General features: G+C 72.1%; 25 protein-coding genes. 13 read left to right on the forward strand and 12 right to left on the reverse strand.

Annotated features, from left to right (window positions below; translation table 11 throughout):
- Positions 1–108 precede the first annotated feature (108 nt).
- Positions 109–1032: a glycoside hydrolase family 11 protein gene (locus ACWEMJ_RS15025; RefSeq protein ID WP_452137518.1), complete on the reverse strand. Its 924-nt coding sequence runs from the start codon at positions 1030–1032 to the stop codon at positions 109–111.
- Positions 1033–1496: 464 nt separating this feature from the next.
- Positions 1497–1937, reverse strand: coding sequence for a group III truncated hemoglobin (locus ACWEMJ_RS15030; RefSeq protein ID WP_452137457.1), 441 nt, complete (start codon positions 1935–1937; stop codon positions 1497–1499).
- 149 nt (positions 1938–2086) lie between these two features.
- Here ACWEMJ_RS15030 and ACWEMJ_RS15035 point away from each other — a divergent pair, with 149 nt between their 5' ends.
- Positions 2087–3076: an aldo/keto reductase gene (locus ACWEMJ_RS15035; protein WP_452137458.1), complete on the forward strand. Its 990-nt coding sequence runs from the start codon at positions 2087–2089 to the stop codon at positions 3074–3076.
- 113 nt (positions 3077–3189) lie between these two features.
- Here ACWEMJ_RS15035 and ACWEMJ_RS15040 read toward each other — a convergent pair whose 3' ends face one another.
- The 6 genes from ACWEMJ_RS15040 to ACWEMJ_RS15065 are packed head-to-tail and all read right to left on the reverse strand — an operon-like array spanning position 3190 to position 8854.
- Positions 3190–4257, reverse strand: coding sequence for an LLM class flavin-dependent oxidoreductase (locus tag ACWEMJ_RS15040; protein ID WP_452137459.1), 1068 nt, complete (start codon positions 4255–4257; stop codon positions 3190–3192).
- Positions 4258–4262: 5 nt separating this feature from the next.
- On the reverse strand, positions 4263–5171 hold the full coding sequence (locus ACWEMJ_RS15045; RefSeq protein ID WP_452137460.1) for an ABC transporter substrate-binding protein: 909 nt from the start codon (positions 5169–5171) through the stop codon (positions 4263–4265).
- 44 nt (positions 5172–5215) lie between these two features.
- Complete coding sequence (locus tag ACWEMJ_RS15050) at positions 5216–5938, reverse strand: ABC transporter ATP-binding protein (protein ID WP_452137461.1); 723 nt, start codon at positions 5936–5938, stop codon at positions 5216–5218.
- The gene (locus ACWEMJ_RS15055; protein WP_452137462.1) at positions 5935–6783 is read right to left on the reverse strand and encodes an ABC transporter permease; all 849 of its coding nucleotides are present in this window, start codon (positions 6781–6783) and stop codon (positions 5935–5937) included. Before ACWEMJ_RS15055 ends, ACWEMJ_RS15050 begins: the two co-directional genes overlap by 4 nt.
- Complete coding sequence (locus ACWEMJ_RS15060) at positions 6780–7802, reverse strand: NrtA/SsuA/CpmA family ABC transporter substrate-binding protein (RefSeq protein WP_452137463.1); 1023 nt, start codon at positions 7800–7802, stop codon at positions 6780–6782. Before ACWEMJ_RS15060 ends, ACWEMJ_RS15055 begins: the two co-directional genes overlap by 4 nt.
- 32 nt (positions 7803–7834) lie before the next feature.
- Positions 7835–8854, reverse strand: coding sequence for an ABC transporter substrate-binding protein (locus ACWEMJ_RS15065; protein ID WP_452137464.1), 1020 nt, complete (start codon positions 8852–8854; stop codon positions 7835–7837).
- A gap of 362 nt (positions 8855–9216) precedes the next feature.
- Between ACWEMJ_RS15065 and ACWEMJ_RS15070 the strand changes: the two genes are divergently transcribed.
- A complete protein-coding gene (locus tag ACWEMJ_RS15070; protein WP_452137465.1) occupies positions 9217–9990 on the forward strand; it encodes an IclR family transcriptional regulator in 774 nt (257 codons plus the stop codon).
- A gap of 212 nt (positions 9991–10202) precedes the next feature.
- Positions 10203–11486, forward strand: a complete 1284-nt coding sequence (locus tag ACWEMJ_RS15075; RefSeq protein ID WP_452137466.1) for a hypothetical protein — start codon at positions 10203–10205, stop codon at positions 11484–11486.
- Here ACWEMJ_RS15075 and ACWEMJ_RS15080 read toward each other — a convergent pair.
- A complete protein-coding gene (locus tag ACWEMJ_RS15080) occupies positions 11480–11839 on the reverse strand; it encodes a winged helix-turn-helix transcriptional regulator (RefSeq protein WP_452137467.1) in 360 nt (119 codons plus the stop codon). The two genes, ACWEMJ_RS15075 and ACWEMJ_RS15080, sit on opposite strands and share 7 nt — an antisense overlap.
- Before the next feature lie 84 nt (positions 11840–11923).
- Between ACWEMJ_RS15080 and ACWEMJ_RS15085 the strand changes: the two genes are divergently transcribed.
- The 5 genes from ACWEMJ_RS15085 to ACWEMJ_RS15105 all read left to right on the forward strand — a co-directional run bounded on the left by ACWEMJ_RS15085 (position 11924) and on the right by ACWEMJ_RS15105 (position 15500).
- Positions 11924–12814, forward strand: coding sequence for an NAD(P)-dependent oxidoreductase (locus ACWEMJ_RS15085; RefSeq protein ID WP_452137468.1), 891 nt, complete (start codon positions 11924–11926; stop codon positions 12812–12814).
- A gap of 73 nt (positions 12815–12887) precedes the next feature.
- Entirely contained in the window at positions 12888–13241 is a 354-nt protein-coding gene (locus ACWEMJ_RS15090) for an ArsR/SmtB family transcription factor (RefSeq protein WP_452137469.1), read from the forward strand.
- Positions 13234–13686: an SRPBCC family protein gene (locus ACWEMJ_RS15095; protein WP_452137470.1), complete on the forward strand. Its 453-nt coding sequence runs from the start codon at positions 13234–13236 to the stop codon at positions 13684–13686. Before ACWEMJ_RS15090 ends, ACWEMJ_RS15095 begins: the two co-directional genes overlap by 8 nt.
- A 16-nt stretch (positions 13687–13702) precedes the next feature.
- Positions 13703–14062: a VOC family protein gene (locus tag ACWEMJ_RS15100; protein ID WP_452137471.1), complete on the forward strand. Its 360-nt coding sequence runs from the start codon at positions 13703–13705 to the stop codon at positions 14060–14062.
- A gap of 181 nt (positions 14063–14243) precedes the next feature.
- Positions 14244–15500: an esterase/lipase family protein gene (locus ACWEMJ_RS15105; RefSeq protein WP_452137472.1), complete on the forward strand. Its 1257-nt coding sequence runs from the start codon at positions 14244–14246 to the stop codon at positions 15498–15500.
- A gap of 46 nt (positions 15501–15546) precedes the next feature.
- Here the strand turns inward: ACWEMJ_RS15105 and ACWEMJ_RS15110 are convergent, their stop codons facing one another.
- Positions 15547–16170: a hypothetical protein gene (locus ACWEMJ_RS15110; protein ID WP_452137473.1), complete on the reverse strand. Its 624-nt coding sequence runs from the start codon at positions 16168–16170 to the stop codon at positions 15547–15549.
- 162 nt (positions 16171–16332) lie between these two features.
- On the opposite strand from ACWEMJ_RS15110, the gene ACWEMJ_RS15115 reads away from it, so the two are divergent.
- Genes ACWEMJ_RS15115 through ACWEMJ_RS15135 form a run of 5 tightly spaced genes read left to right on the forward strand, consistent with a single transcriptional unit; the run spans position 16333 to position 17978 of the window.
- Complete coding sequence (locus ACWEMJ_RS15115) at positions 16333–17166, forward strand: helix-turn-helix domain-containing protein (RefSeq protein ID WP_452137474.1); 834 nt, start codon at positions 16333–16335, stop codon at positions 17164–17166.
- Positions 17163–17378, forward strand: a complete 216-nt coding sequence (locus tag ACWEMJ_RS15120; protein WP_452137475.1) for a DUF397 domain-containing protein — start codon at positions 17163–17165, stop codon at positions 17376–17378. The genes ACWEMJ_RS15115 and ACWEMJ_RS15120 overlap by 4 nt, the downstream gene beginning before the upstream one ends.
- Positions 17375–17581, forward strand: coding sequence for a DUF397 domain-containing protein (locus tag ACWEMJ_RS15125; protein WP_452137476.1), 207 nt, complete (start codon positions 17375–17377; stop codon positions 17579–17581). Before ACWEMJ_RS15120 ends, ACWEMJ_RS15125 begins: the two co-directional genes overlap by 4 nt.
- Positions 17578–17784, forward strand: coding sequence for a DUF397 domain-containing protein (locus ACWEMJ_RS15130; protein ID WP_452137477.1), 207 nt, complete (start codon positions 17578–17580; stop codon positions 17782–17784). The genes ACWEMJ_RS15125 and ACWEMJ_RS15130 overlap by 4 nt, the downstream gene beginning before the upstream one ends.
- Positions 17781–17978, forward strand: coding sequence for a DUF397 domain-containing protein (locus tag ACWEMJ_RS15135; protein ID WP_452137478.1), 198 nt, complete (start codon positions 17781–17783; stop codon positions 17976–17978). The genes ACWEMJ_RS15130 and ACWEMJ_RS15135 overlap by 4 nt, the downstream gene beginning before the upstream one ends.
- Before the next feature lie 122 nt (positions 17979–18100).
- On the opposite strand, the gene ACWEMJ_RS15140 is transcribed toward ACWEMJ_RS15135, so the two are convergent.
- Together ACWEMJ_RS15140 and ACWEMJ_RS15145 are read right to left on the reverse strand one after the other, a co-directional pair.
- A complete protein-coding gene (locus ACWEMJ_RS15140) occupies positions 18101–18739 on the reverse strand; it encodes a DUF7003 family protein (protein ID WP_452137479.1) in 639 nt (212 codons plus the stop codon).
- A 76-nt stretch (positions 18740–18815) separates the two neighbouring features.
- Positions 18816–19163 carry a hypothetical protein gene (locus ACWEMJ_RS15145; protein WP_452137480.1) on the reverse strand — a complete coding sequence of 116 codons (348 nt, stop codon included), beginning with the start codon at positions 19161–19163 and terminating at the stop codon, positions 18816–18818.
- Positions 19164–19269 lie beyond the last annotated feature (106 nt).

Here is a 19269-nt window from a genome sequence, read left to right on the forward strand (position 1 = left end):
AGCAGCACCGGACGGGACGGGCCGGCCTCGGCGAGGCTGTTGCCGTTCTCGTCCAGCATCGCGCGGACGCGGCCGTAGGGTCCGGCGTCGGCGCTGGGCGGGCTGGTGTCAGCCCGTCGCGCAGGAGACTGTCGGCCAGGTGGTGCTGCCGTTGGTCATGACGGTCATGCCCCAGTTGTTGCCCGCGCCGTTGGGGGTGGCGACCAGGGTCTGGGCGTCGGGGTAGCTGGCGTTGATGTTCCAGGTCGAGCTGATCTTCTCCGGGGAGGGGACCTTCACGGTCACCTTCCAGGAGTTCGAGCCGGTGACCGAGACGTTCAGGTTGTAGCGGTCGCTCCACGAACTGCCCGCGGAGAGCGTCGCCGTGCAGCCGCCACCGCCACCGCCTCCACCCCCGCCGGAGGAGGAGCCGATCGTCAGGTTGGAGCTGCCGCTGCTCTGGTAGCCCTCGGTGGCCAGGATCTCGTAGTTCATGGTGCCGAGGTTCATGCCGTGGCTCGCCCACGCGTCGAAGTGGTTCGCGACGGTGATGGTGCCGCCGGTCCGCTTGCTCTGCCGGACGCTCCAGTACTGGTTGAAGGTCTTGGTGCCCTCGATGGAGGGAGCGTTGACGCGCGTGGTCTGGTAGATGTCGTAGGTGCCGCCGTCGCTGGTGACGGTGCCCTTGTAGGTGCCGGTGGGCTTGTACGAGCCGTAGTTCTCGACGATGTAGTACTCGATCAGCGGGTTGGTGCTCCAGCCGTACAGCGCCAGGTACGCGTTGCCGCTGGTGCTCCAACTGCCGGAGTAGGTCACCGGGTTGCGCGAGCCGGTGCTCCAGCCCTTGCCGGCCACGAAGTTGCCGGCGTTGGTCCACGAGGTGCTGTAGTTGCCACCGCCGTTCAGGGACATCGAGGCCGCGCCGCTGCCCTCGGTCCAGAACGAGTAGAAGTATCCGCCGTCGTTGCCGGTCTGGTTGGTGGTGACGGTCGCCGCGTCGGCCGTGCCCGGGAGCAGCAGGACGGCGGCGAAGGCGAGAGCCAGCACGCGCATCCTGCCGAGCAGCCGCCGCGGGCGGCCGACCGAACAGTGCTTCGGGTGGGGAAAGTTCACGGAGGTGATCCGTCCTGCCGATGGGTCGGATGGGTGGGGTGCGGCGCTGCGGACGCCGAGGGCCGCGAAGGGGTGGGGGCGTCGCGCAGCACGGCACGTGACCGACGTTCTGTCGACGTCGCCGGCGCCGCTGCCCGTGCGGGGGCGCGATCTCGGAGCCGGTCGGACGTGTCGACGGCGACAGTGTTGAGCCGGGCCCGACGGCCCGTCAACGATTTCGTTCGCAGCACCGACACATTCGAGCATCGCGCAGGCCGGTCGGCGCGGCGAAGAGCGCAGGCCAGTGCCCAGAAGGCCGATCCGCCGGCCGCGACGGGGGCTGCCTCCACCGCTGTGAAAGGTTCGCGGGCGCGCGTCGACACAGCGGGACGCCGAAAGTTTCGAAGAGCCTCGGCCGGGTGCGGTCAGCCGCCGGAGGCCAGCCGGACCGCCGCCAGCGGGACGAAGCCGCCGCCGGTGCCGGCCGTGTCCGGTTCGCCGAGGCGGCGGAGCATGGCGACGGCGATGCGCTGGGCCTGGGCCTTGGCGCGTTCGGTGACGGGGCCGGCGTGGCGGCCGTCGAGGGTGGCACGCCAGAGCTGGACCCAGCGGCCGAAGTGCTCGGCGTCCAGCGGGCTGATCGCGTGCAGCGCGGCGTGCGGGGCGAGCGCGTTGCCCCGGTAGGAGGCGGTGCGCAGCAGGGCGCTCTCCCAGAAGTCGGTGATCCGCGGCAGGTGCGCTTCGAGGTCGAGGCGGGCGATGTCGGTGAAGACCGGGCCGATCAGCGGGTCGGCGAACGCGGCGCGGTAGAACCGGCGCAGGGCGGACTCCAGGTCGGCCCGACTGGTGATGTCCGGCAGTGCCACGGTCTCCTCCTGGTGCCTCGCGCGCCCGGTCGCCGCTGGGTCGCGCGCTCGGCCGGGCTGTGTCGCGCCCGGCAAGGGTATGTCGCACCGGGGCCCGGAGGGGAGGGCCGTTGGTCCCCTTCACGGCGCTCACCTGGCAGGATGCCGGTATGACCTACCTCGCCGCGGACGACCGCTACGCCTCGATGACCTTCCGCCGCGCCGGGCGCAGCGGCGTGCAGCTGCCCGCCGTCTCGCTCGGGCTGTGGCACAACTTCGGTGACTCCCAGCCGTTGGAGGTGCAGCGCGCGGTGCTGCGCCGGGCGTTCGACCGGGGGGTGACGCACTTCGACCTGGCGAACAACTACGGCCCGCCGTACGGCAGCGCGGAGCGCAACTTCGGCTACCTGTTCGCGCAGGACTTCCGCCCGTACCGGGACGAGCTGTTCATCGCGTCGAAGGCGGGCTGGGACATGTGGCCGGGCCCGTACGGCGACGGCGGCAGCCGGAAGTACCTGCTGGCGAGCCTGGACCAGTCGCTGGGCCGGATGGGCCTGGACTACGTGGACGTCTTCTACTCGCACCGGTGGGATCCGACGACCCCGCTGGAGGAGACCATGGGGGCGTTGGACACGGCGGTGCGTTCGGGTCGGGCGCTGTACGCGGCGATCTCCAACTACCCGGCGGAGCAGCACCGGCAGGCGGTGGCGATCCTGAAGGAGCTGGGCACGCCGTGCCTGCTGAACCAGGCGAGCTACTCGATCCTGAACCGGGAGCCGGAGCAGGGCCTGCTGGACGCGGTGGGTGAGACGCAGACCTCGCTGATCGCCTACTCGCCGCTCGCCCAGGGCCTGTTGACGGACCGCTACCTGAGCGGCGAGGTCCCGGCGGGTTCGCGGATGTCGGTGGGCCACTTCCTGAAGGAGGAGGCGCTGACGGGCGGGAAGCTGGCGCAGCTGCGGGCGCTGGCGAAGCTCGCGGAGGGCCGGGGGCAGAGCCTGGCGCAGCTGGCGCTGTCCTGGGTGCTGCGGGACGAGCGGGTGGTGTCGGTGATCATCGGCGCGTCCGGCGTCCGGCAGTTGGACCAGAACCTGGACGCGCTGGCGGCCGGCCCGCTGACCGCCCAGGAGCTGGCGGAGATCGACCGGCTGAGCGCGTGACCTCCCACCGCGCGAGCGCCTGACCGCCGACGGGCGGGCGGCCGGGGCGAGTTCGGCCCGCGCTTGACCCTCAACGGGCGGGCGGCCGAGGAGAGTTCGGCCGCCCGTGCGCGTCAGGCCAGCTGCGGGAGCACCGTCTCGGCGACCCGGTAGGCCTCCTCCAGCAGCGGGTTGCCGGACAGGATGAAGGTGTCCACGCCCAACTCCTGGTATTCCCGGAGCCGTTCGACGACCTGCTCGGTGGAGCCGACGACGGCGGTGCCGGGGCCGGGGCGGAACAGGCTCATGCCGGGCCACAGGTTGGGGTGGGTCTCCAGTTCGCGGGCGCGGGCGGGCACCCGCCCGCCGTGCTGGCGGAACTGCCGCTGCCAGCCGACGCCGTCCTCGCCCGCCTGGCCGCCGAGTTGGCGGGTGTAGGTGGCCTGGCTGGTGACGTCGAGCAGGCGGTCGGCGGCGGCCCAGGCCTGTTCCTCGGTGTCGCGGACGATCAGGTGCAGGCGCAGGCCGAGCCGCAGGGTGCGGCCGTGCGCGGCGGCGCGTTCGCGGACCTTCTCCAGCTTCTCCCGCAGCAGGTGCGGCGGTTCGCCCCAGGTGAGGTACACGTCGACGTGTTCGGCGGCGACCTCGATGCCGGCCGGGGAGGAGCCGCCGAACCAGAGCGGGATGTGTCCCTCGCGCAGCGGCGGCAGGTCGCGCAGCGAGGCGCCGGCGTTCTTCAGCTGGTAGAACTCGCCGTCGTGGTCGAAGACTTCGCCGCTGGTGAGGCGCTTGACCAGGCTCCAGTACTCGGCGGACAGCCGGTAGCGGTCGTCGTGGTCGACGTGCAGGCCGTACTCGCGCAGCTGGTTGGTGGAGCCGTTGACCACGTTGAAGCGGAGCCGGCCGGCGCCGTGCAGGTGCTCGAAGGACAGCGCCATCTTGGCGAGCAGGGTGGGCGAGATCAGCCCGGGGTGGACGGCGAGCAGCGGCTGGAAGCCGGGGCCGGTGGCGGCGGCGAGCGCGGAGCCGAGCGTCCACACGTCGTACTGGTCGGTGGCGAGCAGCGCGCCGGTGTAGCCGAGGCGTTCGACGGTGGCGGCGAGGTGCTGGAGGTAGCCGAGGTCGACGGGGCGGCGGCCTTCGGGCTCCCACGGGTAGTGGCCCTCGCGGGGGATCAGGTACCACAGGACTTCGGTGGCCATGGTGCTCAGTTTTCCTTCGTGGCGCGGGAGATGGCGTCGGCGACCGGCTGTTCCAGGGCCGGCAGGTGGATGTCGGCGACGGTGACGGGCCGGTCGATGAAGCCGACGCGGTGGAAGATGTCGGCGGCTTCCTGCTGTTCGGCGACGAACTCGGCGGTGGCGGGCTCCAGTTGCCAGGGCAGGGCGGTCAGCGCGGTGTGCCAGTCGGCGGCCTCGCCGCCCTGGTCGGCGGCGGCGAGCGCGGCGGCCTCGTCGGGGTGGGCGGCGGCCCAGTGGTCGGCGCGCTGCAGGGCGGTGACGATCGCGGCGACCACCTCGGGCCGCTGTTCGGCGAGTTCGCGGCGGGCGAAGAACACCGAGCGGTCGGTGATGACGTCGGTGGTGCGCAGCGGTTCGCGGAACTCGCCGGTGCGGCGGGCGGCGGCGAGTTCCGCGCCCTGGGTGATCCAGCCGGCGATGGCGCCGCTGCGCAGCCGCTCGGCCTCGTCGCCGGCGGGGCGTTCGGCGGTGATGTCGTCGCGGTAGGAAAGTCCGTGCTGGTGCAGGGACTTGGCGAGCAGGTGGGTCTGCCAGGAGCCGACGGCGAGGACCACGGTGGTGCCCTTGAGGTCGGCGACCGAGCGGATCGGCCCGTCGGCGGCGACCAGCAGCGAGCCGTGGTCGGGCCGGGGTGCGGAGACGGCGGTGTACACGATGTCGTGCCCGGCGGCCTGCGCGGTGATCGGCGGGGTGGAGCCCGTCCCGCCGAAGTCGATGGTGCCGGCGGCCAGCAGCTCGCCGGTCCTGGTGCCGTCGGCGTAGTGGTGGAACTCGACGGTCTCGCCGAGCGGGGCCAACTCCTGCTGGAGGTAGTCGAGTCGGGCCAGGTGGTAGAGGGACGGGTTGGAGCGGTGCACACCGACGGTGACGGTCATGGCGGTCTCTTTCGTTCGGGAGAGGTCGGGGGAGGTCAGGGAGGTCAGTTGGCGTGGGTCTTGGCGTCCTGGTGCACGCCGAGGTCGGCGAGCAGGTCGCGGCGCAGCGCCGCGAAGGCGGGGTCGGCGGGGTCGCGGGGGTGGTCGACGGTGACGGTCTGGTCCCGGACGAGTGCGCCGTCGCGCAGCACGGCGACCCGGTCGGCGAGGCGGATGGCCTCGTCCACGTCGTGGGTGACCAGCAGCACGGCGGGGCGGTGGCGGCGGCACAGGTCGCCGACCAAGTCCTGCATGCGCAGCCGGGTGAGGGCGTCGAGCGCGGCGAACGGCTCGTCCAGCAGGAGGAGTTGGGGTTCGCGGACCAGGGCGCGGGCGAGGGCGGCGCGCTGGGCCTCGCCGCCGGAGAGGGTGCTGGGCCAGGCGTCGGCGTGCTCGGCGAGGCCGACCTCGGCGAGGGCCCGCCGGCCGGTCTCCCGGGTGGCGGCGCCGCGCGGCAGGCCGATGGTGACGTTGGCGAGGACGCGCTTGGACGGGATCAGCCGGGGCTCCTGGAAGACCACCGTCCGGGCGGGGGGCACCAGCACGGTGCCGGCGTCGGCGCGGTCGAGGGCGCCGAGGATCCGCAGCAGGGTGGTCTTGCCGGTGCCGGACGCGCCGAGCAGGGCGAGGAATTCGCCCCGGGCGATGTCGAGGTCGATGCCGTCCAGGACGGCCCGCGTCCCGAACACCCGTCGCAGGCCCCGGACATGGACGGCGGGGGTGCTCATCGTCCCACCACCGCCCGGCCGTTGAGCGGGCGCCAGGGCATCAGCAGCCGCTCCAGCACGCGTACCGCGCCGTCGGCGGCCAGGCCCAGCAGGCCGTAGATCAGGATGCACACGGCGAGCACGTCGGTGCGCGAGAAGTTCTGCGCCTGGGCCATCAAGTAGCCGATCCCCTCGGTGGAGTTGATCTCTTCGGCGGCGATCAGCGCGATCACGCTGAGCGTCATCGACAGGCGCAGCCCGGACAGCAGCGCGGGCAGCGCCCCGGGCAGCACGACCTCGCGGACCACCGCCCAGCGGGACAGGCCGAAGCTGCGCATCGCCTCGACGAGTTTGCGGTCGGTGTTGCGCACGCCGCCGGAGGTGGAGACGTACATCGGGAAGGAGGTGGCGACGCCGATCAGGGCGATCTTCGCGGTCTCGGTGATGCCGAACCACACCATGAACAGCGGCACCAGCGCCAGGAACGGGACGGTGCGCAGCACTTGGACGGCGGAGTCGAGCAGTTCCTCGCCGAGCCGGAAGAATCCGGTGACCACGCCGAGCACCAGTCCGGTGCCGGCGCCGAACAGCAGGCCGAGCGCGGCCCGGGTCAGCGAGGTGGACAGGGCGGCGGTCAGCTGTCCGTTGCCCCACAGCTCGCCGATCGCCTGCACGACCTGGCCGGGCGAGGCGAGCACGTCGGGGGTCAACAGCCCGGTGGCGGAGGACAGTTGCCAGCCGGCCAGCAGGGCGAGCGGGCCCAGCGTGCGCAGGGCGGGCGAGAGGCCGCGCGGGCGGGCGGCGGCGGTCCGGGCGCGCGGGGCGACCAGCCCGGCGGCCCTGGCCTGTTCGGTGGTGACGGTCACTGTGCTTCTCCCCCGAGGGAGATGACGTACGGCTTGACGTCGATCTTCGTCTTGGTGACGCCCTGGTCGGCATAGAACGCGGCGACCACGGCGAACCGGGCCAGGTCGGCGTCGGTGATCGGCGAGTCGACGGCGCGCTGCTTGCCGAACTCGACGGCGACCTGCTGTTCGGCGGGGCTGACGGCGGTCGGGCCGGCGTCGGTGAAGACGTTGAGGTAGGCGGCGGGGTCGGCCTTCTCCTTGGCGCCGTTCTCGTGCAGGTAGCCGTAGAACGCCTTCAACACCTCGGGGTGCTGCTCGGCAAAGGCCGAACGCACCGCCCACACCGCGTAGTTGTCGCTGCCGACGGCCTTTCCGTCGACCAGGAAGTGCGCGCCGGTGTTGGCGATCGCGGGAATGGCGTACACCGACCAGGTCGCCCAGGCGTCCACCTGGCCGGAGTTGAACACCCCGGAGGTCTGGTCGGCCCGCAGGTAGACCCGCTGGACCTGGTCGGCGGGGATGCTGTTCTTCTCCAGCGCCTTCAGCAGCAGGTATTCGGCGGTGCCGCCCTGGGCGACCGCGACCTTCTTGCCGACCAGGTCCTTGACCTCCTTGATCGGCGAGCCGTTCTTCACCAGGATGCCTTCGCCGGCCTGGTCGGGCGCGATCTGCGCGAACAGCTTGAAGCCGGGCTTCTGGGCGAGCGCGGTGGTGGCGGAGGTGATCGAGCCCTGGGCGACGTCGAGCTGGTCGGCGTTCAGGGCCTGCGCGGCCGGGGCGAACGGGCCGGCGCTGCCCGTCCACACCACCTTGGCGTGCACGGCCGCCAGCGCGCGGTCCAGCGAGCCGTCCTTCTTGCCCTTGGCCAGGAATCCGGAGTTCCCGGGGTCGGGCACCCGGAGCACCACCTCGCCGCCCTTGCCGCCCGCCCCGTCGGCGCCGACGGCGCCCGGCCCGGACGAGCCGCAGGCGGTCAGGGCCAGGGCGGCGGCTGCGGCGAGAAAGGTCGTGGCGGTGCGCTTCACGGTGCTGCGCATGGGTCTTCTCCTCAGGGACGAGCGGGGGGAGTTCAGGGGCGGGCGGCGAGCAGGGCGCGGGCGGCGGCCAGCGGGGCGGGGTCGGCCCAGGCGTGCACGTCCACCCGGTCGGCGAGGAAGCCGTGGGCGTGCAGGAAGCGCTCCTGCTGGGCGAGCAGGTCGAGGCGGTCGGCGGACAGGTCCGGGTGCAGGGTCCGGTGGCCGCCCGCGGCGTACGCCCCGGCGACGCCCTCCGGCCCGGCGCCGGTCTCCGCGCCGAGGATCCGCGCCACCTCCTGCGGCTGCTCGGCCGCCCAGTCGGCGGCGCGCAGCAGCACGGCGACGAACCGGGCCACCAACTCGGGCCGCTCGTCGAGCAGTTGCTGGTGGACGGTGATCGGTCGCGGGGTGCCGTTGTTGACCCGGTGGCGGCGGTCGGCGAGCGCGTCCAGCTCCACGGCGGGCACCGCGCCGTACCTGCGGGCGGCCTCCACCGCCAGCGCGCCCTTCACGTACACCGCGTCCACCCGGCCGTCCCGCAGCGCCGCCAGTTCGGCCTCCCACTGCGGGCCGTCCGGCTCGGCCGCCACCTCGGTCAACTCGACGTCACCGAAGCCCAGTTGGGCCGAGGCGAGGGCGCCGTGGTGGCCGGACAGGGCCATCGCCCGCCAGAAGTCGATGCCGATCGGGTGCCGGGGCACCGCGAGCCTGGCGCCGCGCAGCTGCTCGGCGGAGCGGATGCCGCTGCCCTCCCGGACCAGGATGGTCTGCCGCTCCTCGATCCAGGTCAGGCCGATCAGCCGGGTCCGCTCACCACGCGAACGCGCCCACAGCGCGGGCACGTTGCCGCCCTCGCGGAACAGCGCGGTCAGCGCGTGCGTGAAGTGGTGGTCGGCCGCGACCTCCGGCGGCGCGTCCTGCAGGGAGCGCACCGTGATGCCGTCGGCCGCGAACTCCTCGGCCAGCCAGCCCCGGTCGGCGGCGATACCGGTGGCGGTGGGCACCGGGCAGCGGGTGAACCACAGGGTGTCGGGGGACGGGGACGTGCCGGGCACGGGACGGACGGGGCTCATGGTGGGGGCTCCGGAAATCTGGGAAAGCGCACAGGTGTCCCACTCAGTGGGAAATATGCGACGAGGAAGGGAAGTTCGGGAGGGCGCTCAACGACAACAGCAGGGGCGGAGCCGGTAGGTCGTCACGGCGCGCTCCCTCCTGTCGGACCGGCCGAGTTGGCCGATGGCTGCTGATGTCTGCCGATGGACCGAGCGTTCCACGAGACCGGGGCCCGGATCAAGCGTTGCCAGATGATGGGATCTTCCGTTCACACAGCGGCGCGTTGCTGCAACACCGCCGACATGCTCCGTTGGTGATCAGACCCATATCCTGGAAATCCCAACGCAGTTGACCCCATATGAGCCACTCCCGAAGAGGTGCGATGCCCGCCAGCCCCGGAACCCTGCAGTCACCGCCGGCCGGCGCCCAGGCAGTGCACCGCGCGCTCGGCCTGCTGCACTGCTTCCACGACAACGGCCCCGACCTCAGCGCCTCCGAACTCGCCCGCCGCATGGGCCTGTCCGTCTCCACCGCGCACCGCCTGGCCCGTACCCTGGTCGCCACCGGCTTCCTCGACCAGGACGACCGCACCGCCCGCTACCGGCTCGGCCCCGCCGTCGCCGAACTCGGCCAACTCACCTTCCACCAGCGCGGGTTGCACCTCGCCGGCCCCGAACTCGACCAGCTCGCCCGCCGCACCGGCACCACCGCCGACCTCGCCATCCGCTCCGGCCCGCACGCCGTCATCCTGGTCGGCGGCTCCGTCCTGCCCTCCACCGGCCTCGGCCTGCGCCGCCCCCTGCACTCCACCGCCCTCGGCAAGGTCCTGCTCGCCTGGCCCTCCCCCAGCGAGCCGCCGCTGCCCGGCCCGCTGCCCGCCTACACCGACCGCACCCTCACCGACCCCGCCGCGCTCGACGCCGAACTCGCCCTCACCCGCGAGCGCGGCTACGCGCTCAACGACGGCGAGTCCGCCCCCGGCGTCCGCACCCTCGCCGTCCCCGTCCTCGACGCCACCCCCACCGCCCGCTTCGCCCTCGCGCTGCGCTCCACCCCCGCGCACCTCACCCCCGACACCCTCCCCCACACCCTCGCCCAGGCCCGTACCTGCGCCCACGCCCTCGCCGTCCTGCTGCTGCCGCCGGACGAACGCTGACCGCCGCGCGACTGCGCTCGTGGCCTGTACGGGACGGTGGGGGGCTGCGGCCTCGTCCGGCTCCGAGCCGGCGACCTCGCCGGGCGGCACACCCGGGGTCCCACGAGCCGATGACACACCCATCATGACAGGTCAGCAGGCATTTTCGTAGGGCCGATCGCACACTCCGCAGGCCTTGTTCGGGCCTCGCCGGCACGCCCAGAATCCCCGCTATGCCTTCCTCATCACCGGTCGACCCCGACGACGTCCTGCGGGCCCGCACCAAGCTGCTCGCCAGCGGACGCCTCTCCTACCGCGACCAGGTCGACGCCCACCGGGTGCTCGCACGGGTCAGCCCGGCCGCCCACCTGCCCCGCCTGGTCAACGCCCTGATGCTGCTGGCCGGCAATTCCTACCCGCCGCAGAGCTCGGCCGCCGGCCTCGCGCTGTGCGAGGAGGCGGTCACCGCCGCGCGGGCCGTCGATCCGGCCGACCCCGCCCGTACGCGGCTGCTGTTCTGGGCGCTCCACTCCTGCCAGCGCCACCTGTACGAACTCGACCGCCGCACCGAGGCGCTCGCCATCCGCGCCGAGCTGGCCGACATCGAACGCGCCCGGACGACCTGCTCCCCTGACGGGATCGCCAACGGCCTGCACCTGTGGGCCTGCGGCCTCGCCGAGGACGGCCGCCACACCGAGGCCGCCGACGCGCTGGGCGAGTGGGCGGCCGGGTTCCCGGCCGACCACCCCTACACGGAGGGTGTCGCCACCTCGCTCGTCCAGCGGGCCGCCACCCTCGCCGCCGCCGGACGCTCCGACGAGGCGCTCGCCGTCTTCGGGACCTTCGTCGGCCTCGAAGCGGAGCAGGCCGCCGACGACCGGGGCGCGATGCCCTCCCACTTCCAGGCGCTGGCCCTGCACGCCGAACTGCTCGACCGCCACGGCCACCGCGAACGGGCCGCTGCGGAACGCCAGTCGGCGCTGGCCGTACTGGCGGGGGCGAGCCCGGAGTGGGAGCCCCCGAGGAGCAGTCGGACACCCCTCTGGCCGGTGCTGCTCTCCTGCTCCGCCGACCGCGAACGGCCGGCCGCCGACCTCCCGCACCCGCCGCCGGGGGCGCACTCCCGGCACTGGTCCCCCGCCGTCCGGCAGCGCTGCTTCGACGGCGTCGCCACCCTGCGACAGCAGGCCGACGCCCTCGCCGAACGGGCGGCCGAGGACCCGGGCCGCCACCTGCCCGAGCTGGTCCGGCTGCACCGCACCCTCACCGCCCGCTCCGCCGTGCGCGACGCACGCAGCAGCGACCCCGTCCCGGCGTCCGTACGCCCCCTGCTCGACGAGGGCGTGGAGCTGGCCCGCCGACTGCTGCGGCACGACCCCACCGCGGGACGCCGGGCACTCGCCGCGGCCCTGGTCGACCGGTCGACCTTCCGCGCCTTCACCCGCGAACGCCCCGCCGCCCTCGACGACTTCCGCGAGGCCCTCGACCACCTGGCGGCCCCCGACCGGCGCTACTGACCGACCGGCACCGTCGCGATCCCCTCGCGCAGCACCCGCTGCGTCCCCCACGCGCCGAGCGGGCGCAGCGCCTCGTTGAGCGTGCGCCCGGGTTCGGTCAGCGAGTACTCGACGCGGGGCGGCACCTCGGCGTAGACCTCGCGGTGGAGGAGTCCGTCCTGTTCCAGCTCGCGCAGGTGCTGCGTCAGCATCTTCTCGCTCACTCCCGGCAGGGCGCGCCGGAGTTCGGCGAAGCGGCGCACGCCGTGGGTGGCGAGCTCCCAGAGGATCAGGCCCTTCCACTTGCCGCTCACCACGTCGAGCGCGGCGTCGAGGCCGCAGATGTACGGCCCCTGTCGTGGTGCCTTGGCCATTGCCGATTCCCCTAACCAAAAGGTAAGTACCGCAGAAAATAGTGGGTACTTCCGAGACTACTGATGCCCTCCGAGGATGGAGGGGTGAACGAACAGCAGAAGCTCAACCCCGTCACCGTGATCGGCCTCGGCCCGATGGGTCAGGCCATGACCCGCGTCCTGCTCGCCGCCGGCCACCCCGTCACCGTCTGGAACCGCACGCCGTCCCGCGCGGCCGACCTCGTCGCCGCCGGGGCGACGCTCGCCGCGACGCCCGCCGAGGCGGTGCGGGCGAGCGGACTCGTCCTGCTCAGCCTGACCGACTACCGGGCGATGCACGACATCCTCGACCCGGCCACCGCCGCGCTGGCCGGCCGGACCCTGGTCAACCTCTCCTCCGACACCCCGGACCGCTCCCGCACGGCCGCGGCCTGGGCGGCCGGCCACGGCGCGGAGTTCCTCACCGGCGGCGTCATGGTGCCCGCCCCGATGGTCGGCACGCCCGCCTCGTACGTCTACTTCAGCGGCGACCCGCGCCTGATGGAGCGGCACACCGCCGTGCTGGCGCTGCTCGGCACGCCGAAGTACCTCGGGGCGGACACCGGCCTCGCGCAGCTCATGTATCAGGCCCAACTCGCCGTGTTCCTCGGCACGTTGTCCGCCCTGATGCAGGCCACCGCGATGCTCGGCACGGCCGGGGTGAAGGCCGCCGAGGCGATGCCCGAGCTGCTCGCCGCCGCCGACGGCATCGGCGCGATCCTGCGCGCGGCCGAGGGCCACCCCGGCGCCGCCCTCGACGCGGGCGAGCACCCCGGCGACCTCAGCACCGTCACCATGATGGGCGCGACGGCCGACCACATCGTCGAGACCTCCACCGCCCTCGGCCTCGACCTGGCCTTCCCGCTCGCCGTCCAGGCCCACTACCGGCACGCCATCGACAACGGCCACGGCGGTGACAACTGGACCCGCATCATCGACGGCATCCGGCGCGGCTGAGCCGGCCGCCCCGGCTTCACACATACTCAAGCAACCACTTGACTGTCCGCCGAATCGCGCCATAGTTAAGTACATGCCTAACCAAGAGGTGGACCTCGACCGGGTCTTCCAGGCGCTGGCAGACCCGACCCGCCGGGACATGATCCACCGGCTGGTCGGGTCTCCGGCGTCCGTCAGCGACCTGGCCCGGCCCTACGCCATGTCGCTGCCCGCCGTGATGCAGCACCTCCAGGTGCTGGAGGAGTGCGGACTCGTCCGCTCGGAGAAGGTCGGCCGGGTCCGCACCTGCCGGATCGAGCCGAACGCGCTGCGCGCGGCCGAGAGCTGGCTCGCCGCCCAACGCACTTCCTGGGAACGGCACTTGGACCGACTCGGCGACCACCTGGCCGCCGCCCCGACCACGGACGAGGGAGCCACCCGTGACTGACCGCCAGTCCGCCGCCCACGCCACCTTCACCCTCGAACGCCGCTACCCGGCCCCGCCCGCCCGGGTGTTCGCCGCCTGGGCCGACCCGACGGCCAAGGCCGGCTGGTTCTCCGACCCCGACGCCACCCACGAGCTCGACTTCCGCGTCGGCGGCCGGGAGCTCAACCGGGCCCGCCGCGCGGACGGCCCGGAGCTGGTCTTCGAATCCTGGTACCGCGACATCGTCCCGGGCCGGCGGCTCGTCTACACCTCCACCCTGCACGCCGGCGACCGCCTGGCGACGGTCTCGCTCACCACCGTGGAGTTCCACCCCGACGACACCGGCACCCGCCTGGTCCTCACCGAGCAGGGCGCCTACCTCGACGGCGAGGAGCAGCCCGCCTGGCGCGAACAGGGCACCGGCGCCTGGCTCGACGCGCTGGGCGCCTTCCTCCCCGACCGCTGACCCGGAAGGACGGGACATGGCCATCCACCGACTGCTCGCCCAACTCACCGTCCGCGACCCGGCCGCCGCCACCGCCTGGTACACCGCCCTGCTCGACCGGGCACCCGACACCCGCCCGATGCCCGGCCTGTTCGAGTGGCACCTCTCCGACAGCTACGGCCTCCAGGTCTGGGCCGAGCCCGCCCGCGCCGGACACTCCACCGTCGTCCTCGCCGAGACCGACCTCGACGCCCGCGCCGCCCGGCTCACCCGCGCGGGCATCGCCCACGACGGCGTCCGGGACGCCACGACCCTCCGGATCGTGCCCATCACCGACCCGGACGGCAACCGCATCGTCTTCACCGGCCCCCTCGCCGGCGACGACGGCCGATCATGAAGTCGTACAGTCTGCCCAGGCGCGCGGGTGCCCACGCCTCCCGGTGCGCAGGCGGCCACCTTCGTGTGAACGTGCGTGCCCGCAACGCCTGTTGGCGCGGCTCCGCTCCATAAGGTGCCGAACGGGTCGGCCACTCGACCGGCCCACACCCACCTTGACCATGTGCTGGAGCCAACTACCCATGCCTGCAACCGTCGTTGACACTTTCGGCTCGATCTCCCCCGCAGCCCGCACGACTCTTCCCTTCGCGCCGGAGCCGCACGAAGAATGGGCCCTCGACGGCGGAAAGGCCTGGGTCTTCCACAGCCCGCTGAACCGCCGCCAGCTGGTCCGTCCCGTCATCCTCTCCGACGGCTTCTCGCGCGGGCCGAGCAACCTCGACCAGCTGTGGAACGGGCTGGAGGAGAACGGCGAATTCCGCTTCATCTCCGAGCTCCACGCGATCGGCCGCGACGTGATCATCCTCGGCTACGACGACCGCACCGCGTCGATCACCGCCAACGCCGACACCGCCATCAACTGCGCCCGCCGGGCCCTCAGCGAGCGGGTGGGAATGGCGAAGCTGGTCGTGGGCGGATTCAGCATGGGCGGGCTGATCACCCGGTACGCGCTGGCCAAGATGGAGAACGACCCGTCGCTCCCCGACCACGAGACGGCCCTCCACCTCTCCTACGACACCCCGCACCAGGGCGCCTGGTTCCCCGTCTCCGTCCAGGCGTTCACGCACTTCGCCACCGAGAACTTCGGGGACGCGCCCGTCGTGGGCCCGGCGCTGCGCCAACTGTCCGAGCTGCTCAACAGCCCGGCCGCGAAGCAGATGTCGCGCTGGCACCTCGACAAGGTCGACGGCGCCCCCGGCCAGGCGCCCGAGCGGGTGGCCTTCCTCAAGGCGCTCGACGAGCTCGGCGGCTGGCCCCGCAACCTCCGCACGATCGGCGTCGCCAACGGCGAGAACACCGGCGCGGGCAACGGCACCAAGCCCGGCACCACCGCCGTCAGGGGCAACGGCGACACGCTGGCCGACACCTGGCTCAGGACCCAGGCCCGGGGAGAGCACGAGATCGCGCGCCTCCAGAAGACCGGCGGCCAGCCGGTGGCCGTCCGCACCAGCGGCCTCCCCGACATCGACGGCGCCCCCGGCGGCCTGTTCGTCATGCCGAACTCCGACAGCGACATCGGCAGCTTCGGCCTGGCCGGCCTCCTGATGACCCTGCTGGGCAACACCGTGGACCCGGACCTCACCACCACGTCCTGCTTCGTTCCGACGATCAGCGCCCTCGCCGCGGGCGACCTCGCCGACCAGACCGCCCTCTACCGGCCGGTCACCTCGGACGCCAGCGCGCTCGACGCCTTCCACTGCGCCGACCGCAACGAAGGGCACACCGCCGTGACCGAGGAACTCGGCTCCTGGATCGTGAACGAGATCGCGAACACCTGACGCCCCGGGGTGGGCGGGGGCTCCCTCCTTCGCCCACCCCTCCGCCTCACCCGCGCGGGTCGGCGCACAGCGCCCGCCCGCCCAGCAGCTCGTCGAACCGCCCCGCCTTCGCCGCATCGCACAGGTCCGCCCACTCGTCCGGCGGGATCATCAGCACCTGCGACTGGTCGGTCGCCAGCGCCAACGCCACGCCGTCCGCCGTCTCCGCCAGCAGCAGCCCGTCCGGATCCTCGCCGACCGCGTGCCACGGCAGCCCCGGACGGCCCTCCGGGTAGTACTCGACCGGCAGCAGATGCTCGTGCCACCCCTGCGGGAACGGCTCGTCGACCTCGGCCCAAACCCGCTCCCACCGCCCCGAGTTGACGTGCCCGAAGCGGTCCCCCCACCCCAGCACCCGCAACACCTCCGGCTCCCCCGCCGCCCCCTCGGCGTCCCTCACCCGCAACGTCACCCTGATCCCCCCACTGCGCGACTCCGTCGTGACAGCCGGCCGCCCGCCCAACTCCCCCAACGCGGCGGCGATCCGGCACGCCCGCAGCCAGCCGTCGCGCATCTCCTGCTCCGACGGCATCCGACCGGCGTCACCGATCCGGGAGTTGCGGTTCCGCTCCCGCACCCGCTCCGCGAGGTCGGCCTCCTTCGGGGCGGCGGTGTCCGCTCCCGTCGCCATCGATGCCTCTTCCTCGAGTCGAAGTTCAGTCATATTGCAGTCCTCGCGCGTAAGTTGCTGCCACCATGTGGTCACTGTCCGTACGACAAGGATCGACAGAACGGCATAGGCCCGCCAGCCCTTGACCGTTGACCATCCCGGCGAATCAAAGGTGGCCCACCAGTGGAGATCGACGAAGAAGTCAACGCCGTCGCCTCGCCCGCCCTCCGATTCGGCCGAGAACTCAGCAGGTCACGCGAGGCCCGCGGCTGGTCCCAGGTCAACCTGGCCCGCCGCATGGGGTACTCGAACGGCCTGATCTCGTACGTCGAACGAGGGAAGCGACCGATCACCTTTAACTTCGCCGTCAAGGCCGACAACGCCTTCCAGTCCGGGGCACGCTTTCAGGAACTGTGGCGGCAGTACAACAACGCCAGCCTGCTGGAGGGTTTCACGGAGTTCGCGGAGGCCGAGGCACGATGTCGAGCCCTCCGGATCTTCCATCTGGATATCGTCCCAGGTCAGATCCAGACACCTGAGTACGCGACCGCGTTGGCCACAGCGGCGGTCCGACGCGGCGACATCACTCAAGACCAGGCAGACGCCCGAGTTTCCTTCCTCATGGCCCGCCAACACCTCTTGCACGAAAGAGACTTCACGCCGCAGATCCACGCCGTGATGGACGAGGGCTGCCTTCGCCGGCCCGTAGGCGGCCGGGCGGTCATGGCCGCCCAACTTGCGCACCTGGAAGCACTGGCGCAACGCCCGAACATCATCCTTCAGATCGCACCGTTCGACCTTGCCGAGACTGTGCCTTTTCGTATGCCAGTTGTCCTCCTGACCCTCGCTGACCGGTCAAACATCGGGTATGCAGAGTCCGAGGCTCGGGGGCACGTCGAACGCGATCGGACAGTCGTCGCAAGGTGGTCCAGACGCTACGATCTGCTTCAGGTGGAGTGCCTGTCTTCAGCCGCTTCACTGGCCATGATCCGGGCTACTCGGGAGGAACTCGAATGACCGACAACGACCTGAACCGGCAGGCCCGCTGGGTCAAGAGCTCGCACAGCGACAACGGCGGAAACTGCGTCGAGCTCGACATGGCGAACTTTGGCGCGGTCCGCGACAGCAAGGATCCCCACGGCCCCCAACTCCACTTCACCCCCTCCGCGTTGACCGCTTTCATCACCGCAGCCGCCGAAGGTGCCTTCCAATCGGGAGACTTGGGATGACCGACACCAACCTGCCTCGCTGGGTGAAGAGTTCGTACAGCGATGACGGCGGCGAGTGCGTCGAACTCGACATGGCCAACTACGGCACGGTCCGCGACAGCAAGAACCCTGACGGCCCCCAACTCCACTTCACCCCCGCCGCATTGACCGCCTTCCTCACCGCAGCCGCCGAAGGCGCATTCCGAACGGGAGACCTGGGATGACCGACACCAACCAGCCTCGCTGGGTGAAGAGCTCGCACAGCAACAACGGCGGCGAGTGCGTCGAACTCGACATGGCCAACTACGGCACGGTCCGCGACAGCAAAGACCCCAACGGCCCCCAACTCCACCTCTCCCCCGAGGCCTTGACCGCCTTCCTCACCGCCGCCGCCGAAGGCGCATTCCGAACGGGAGACCTGGGATGACCGACACCAACCAGCCGCGCTGGGTGAAGAGCTCGCACAGCGACAACGGCGGCGACTGCGTCGAACTCGACATGGCCAACTACGGCACGGTCCGCGACAGCAAGAACCCCAACGGCCCCCAACTCCGCTTCACCCCCGAGGCCTTGACCGCCTTTGTCGCCGCTGCCGCCGAAGGCGCATTCGTCTCGCGGTGATCCCCGCGCCGACCGGAGCGCTGCCTGCCCGGTCGGCCAGGTACTTCGCCTGCGTCAACTCCCCTGGCTGCGACGACATCAGGCCCGATCCGGGGCTGCGGAACCGGGTCGGCTGGCGGGCGCTACAGAGTGCCGGCGTCGGGCCAGTGCGACCAGTGGGTGTTCGCGGGAAGCGTCGGCCGGTACCGGGTCGGGTCTCCGGAATCCAGCACGTCGGCGAGCATCCGGAAGGTCTCGTGCGCGCTGGGCAGGACCTCCCCGAGGTCGTCCGGCTGGTTCCACTCGTCGAGCCGCAACAGCTCCGGCAGATCGGCGGGAACGCAGGACCGCAGCTCCGTCTCGTCGGCCAGCAGGAGCTCCCTGTTCGTCGGCGCCAGCAGACGGAACACGTCCTGCAGTGGGGTGCCTTCGCGGGCGTCGACCGCAAGCGCGGTACCGCGGACGACGACCGGGACTCCGCCCGTCCAGACCTCCGCACCGTCGAGGTCGATCTCGTCCATGTTGTCCACCCGCGACAGGAAGTCGCCGAGTCCGGGCTCACCACGCGTGAGGCAGTTGCCGAAGCAGTGCAGGACGTCGATGAGATTGCCGCCGCGCGGGCTGTAGCCCAGCAGTTCGGCGACCAGCGCCCACCGCGTCGCGTCGCCGAACAGGTGCATCCGCACATCGACCGGGTAGTAGTAGCCATTGTCCTGATCGGGGAACGTTCCGGTCTCTGCACAGAGATCGAACTGCCCGAGGATCGACGAGGTTGTCATCATCGCCCCAGGCTAGGACGTCCACAGCACGCCGGCTCTCGACCCGGCAGGTGCCAGGAGTCCGAGGAGGAGCAGGCACTCAGCAGTACGTCCGGGCCTTCTTGATCGCGGGATCGGCCTGCTCGGGGTCGGAGGTCACGCTGAACAGCTGCTGCGCCTCCTTCAGCGCGTCGGCGAGCGGCTGGAACTTGCCGTCCGCCAGGGCAGCCGCCCGGGCCAGTTCCCCGGCGCCGGCGAGGCGCGCCAGCGCGATGTCGAAGTCCTGCCCGGCGTCGATGGCCGGCATCCGTTCCGGCAGTCGGCTCACGGCCGCGCAGGCCAACTCGGCGTCGGTGCCCCGGACCTTGCCGGACGCCGCCCCCGACTGGCAGGCCGCCAGGGCCAGCAACAGACCGGCCGCGGCCACAGCAGTTGTCGGACGCCTCATCAGTTCCCCCGCTCGAAGCCTTCCGGCCATCCTCGGGGGCTTCGCCCAGGGGGCATAAGTCCATTCCCGGCCAGCTTGCACGGCTGCCGACCCGCAGCGTCCGAAC

Source organism: Kitasatospora sp. NPDC004531 (genome assembly GCF_053602195.1).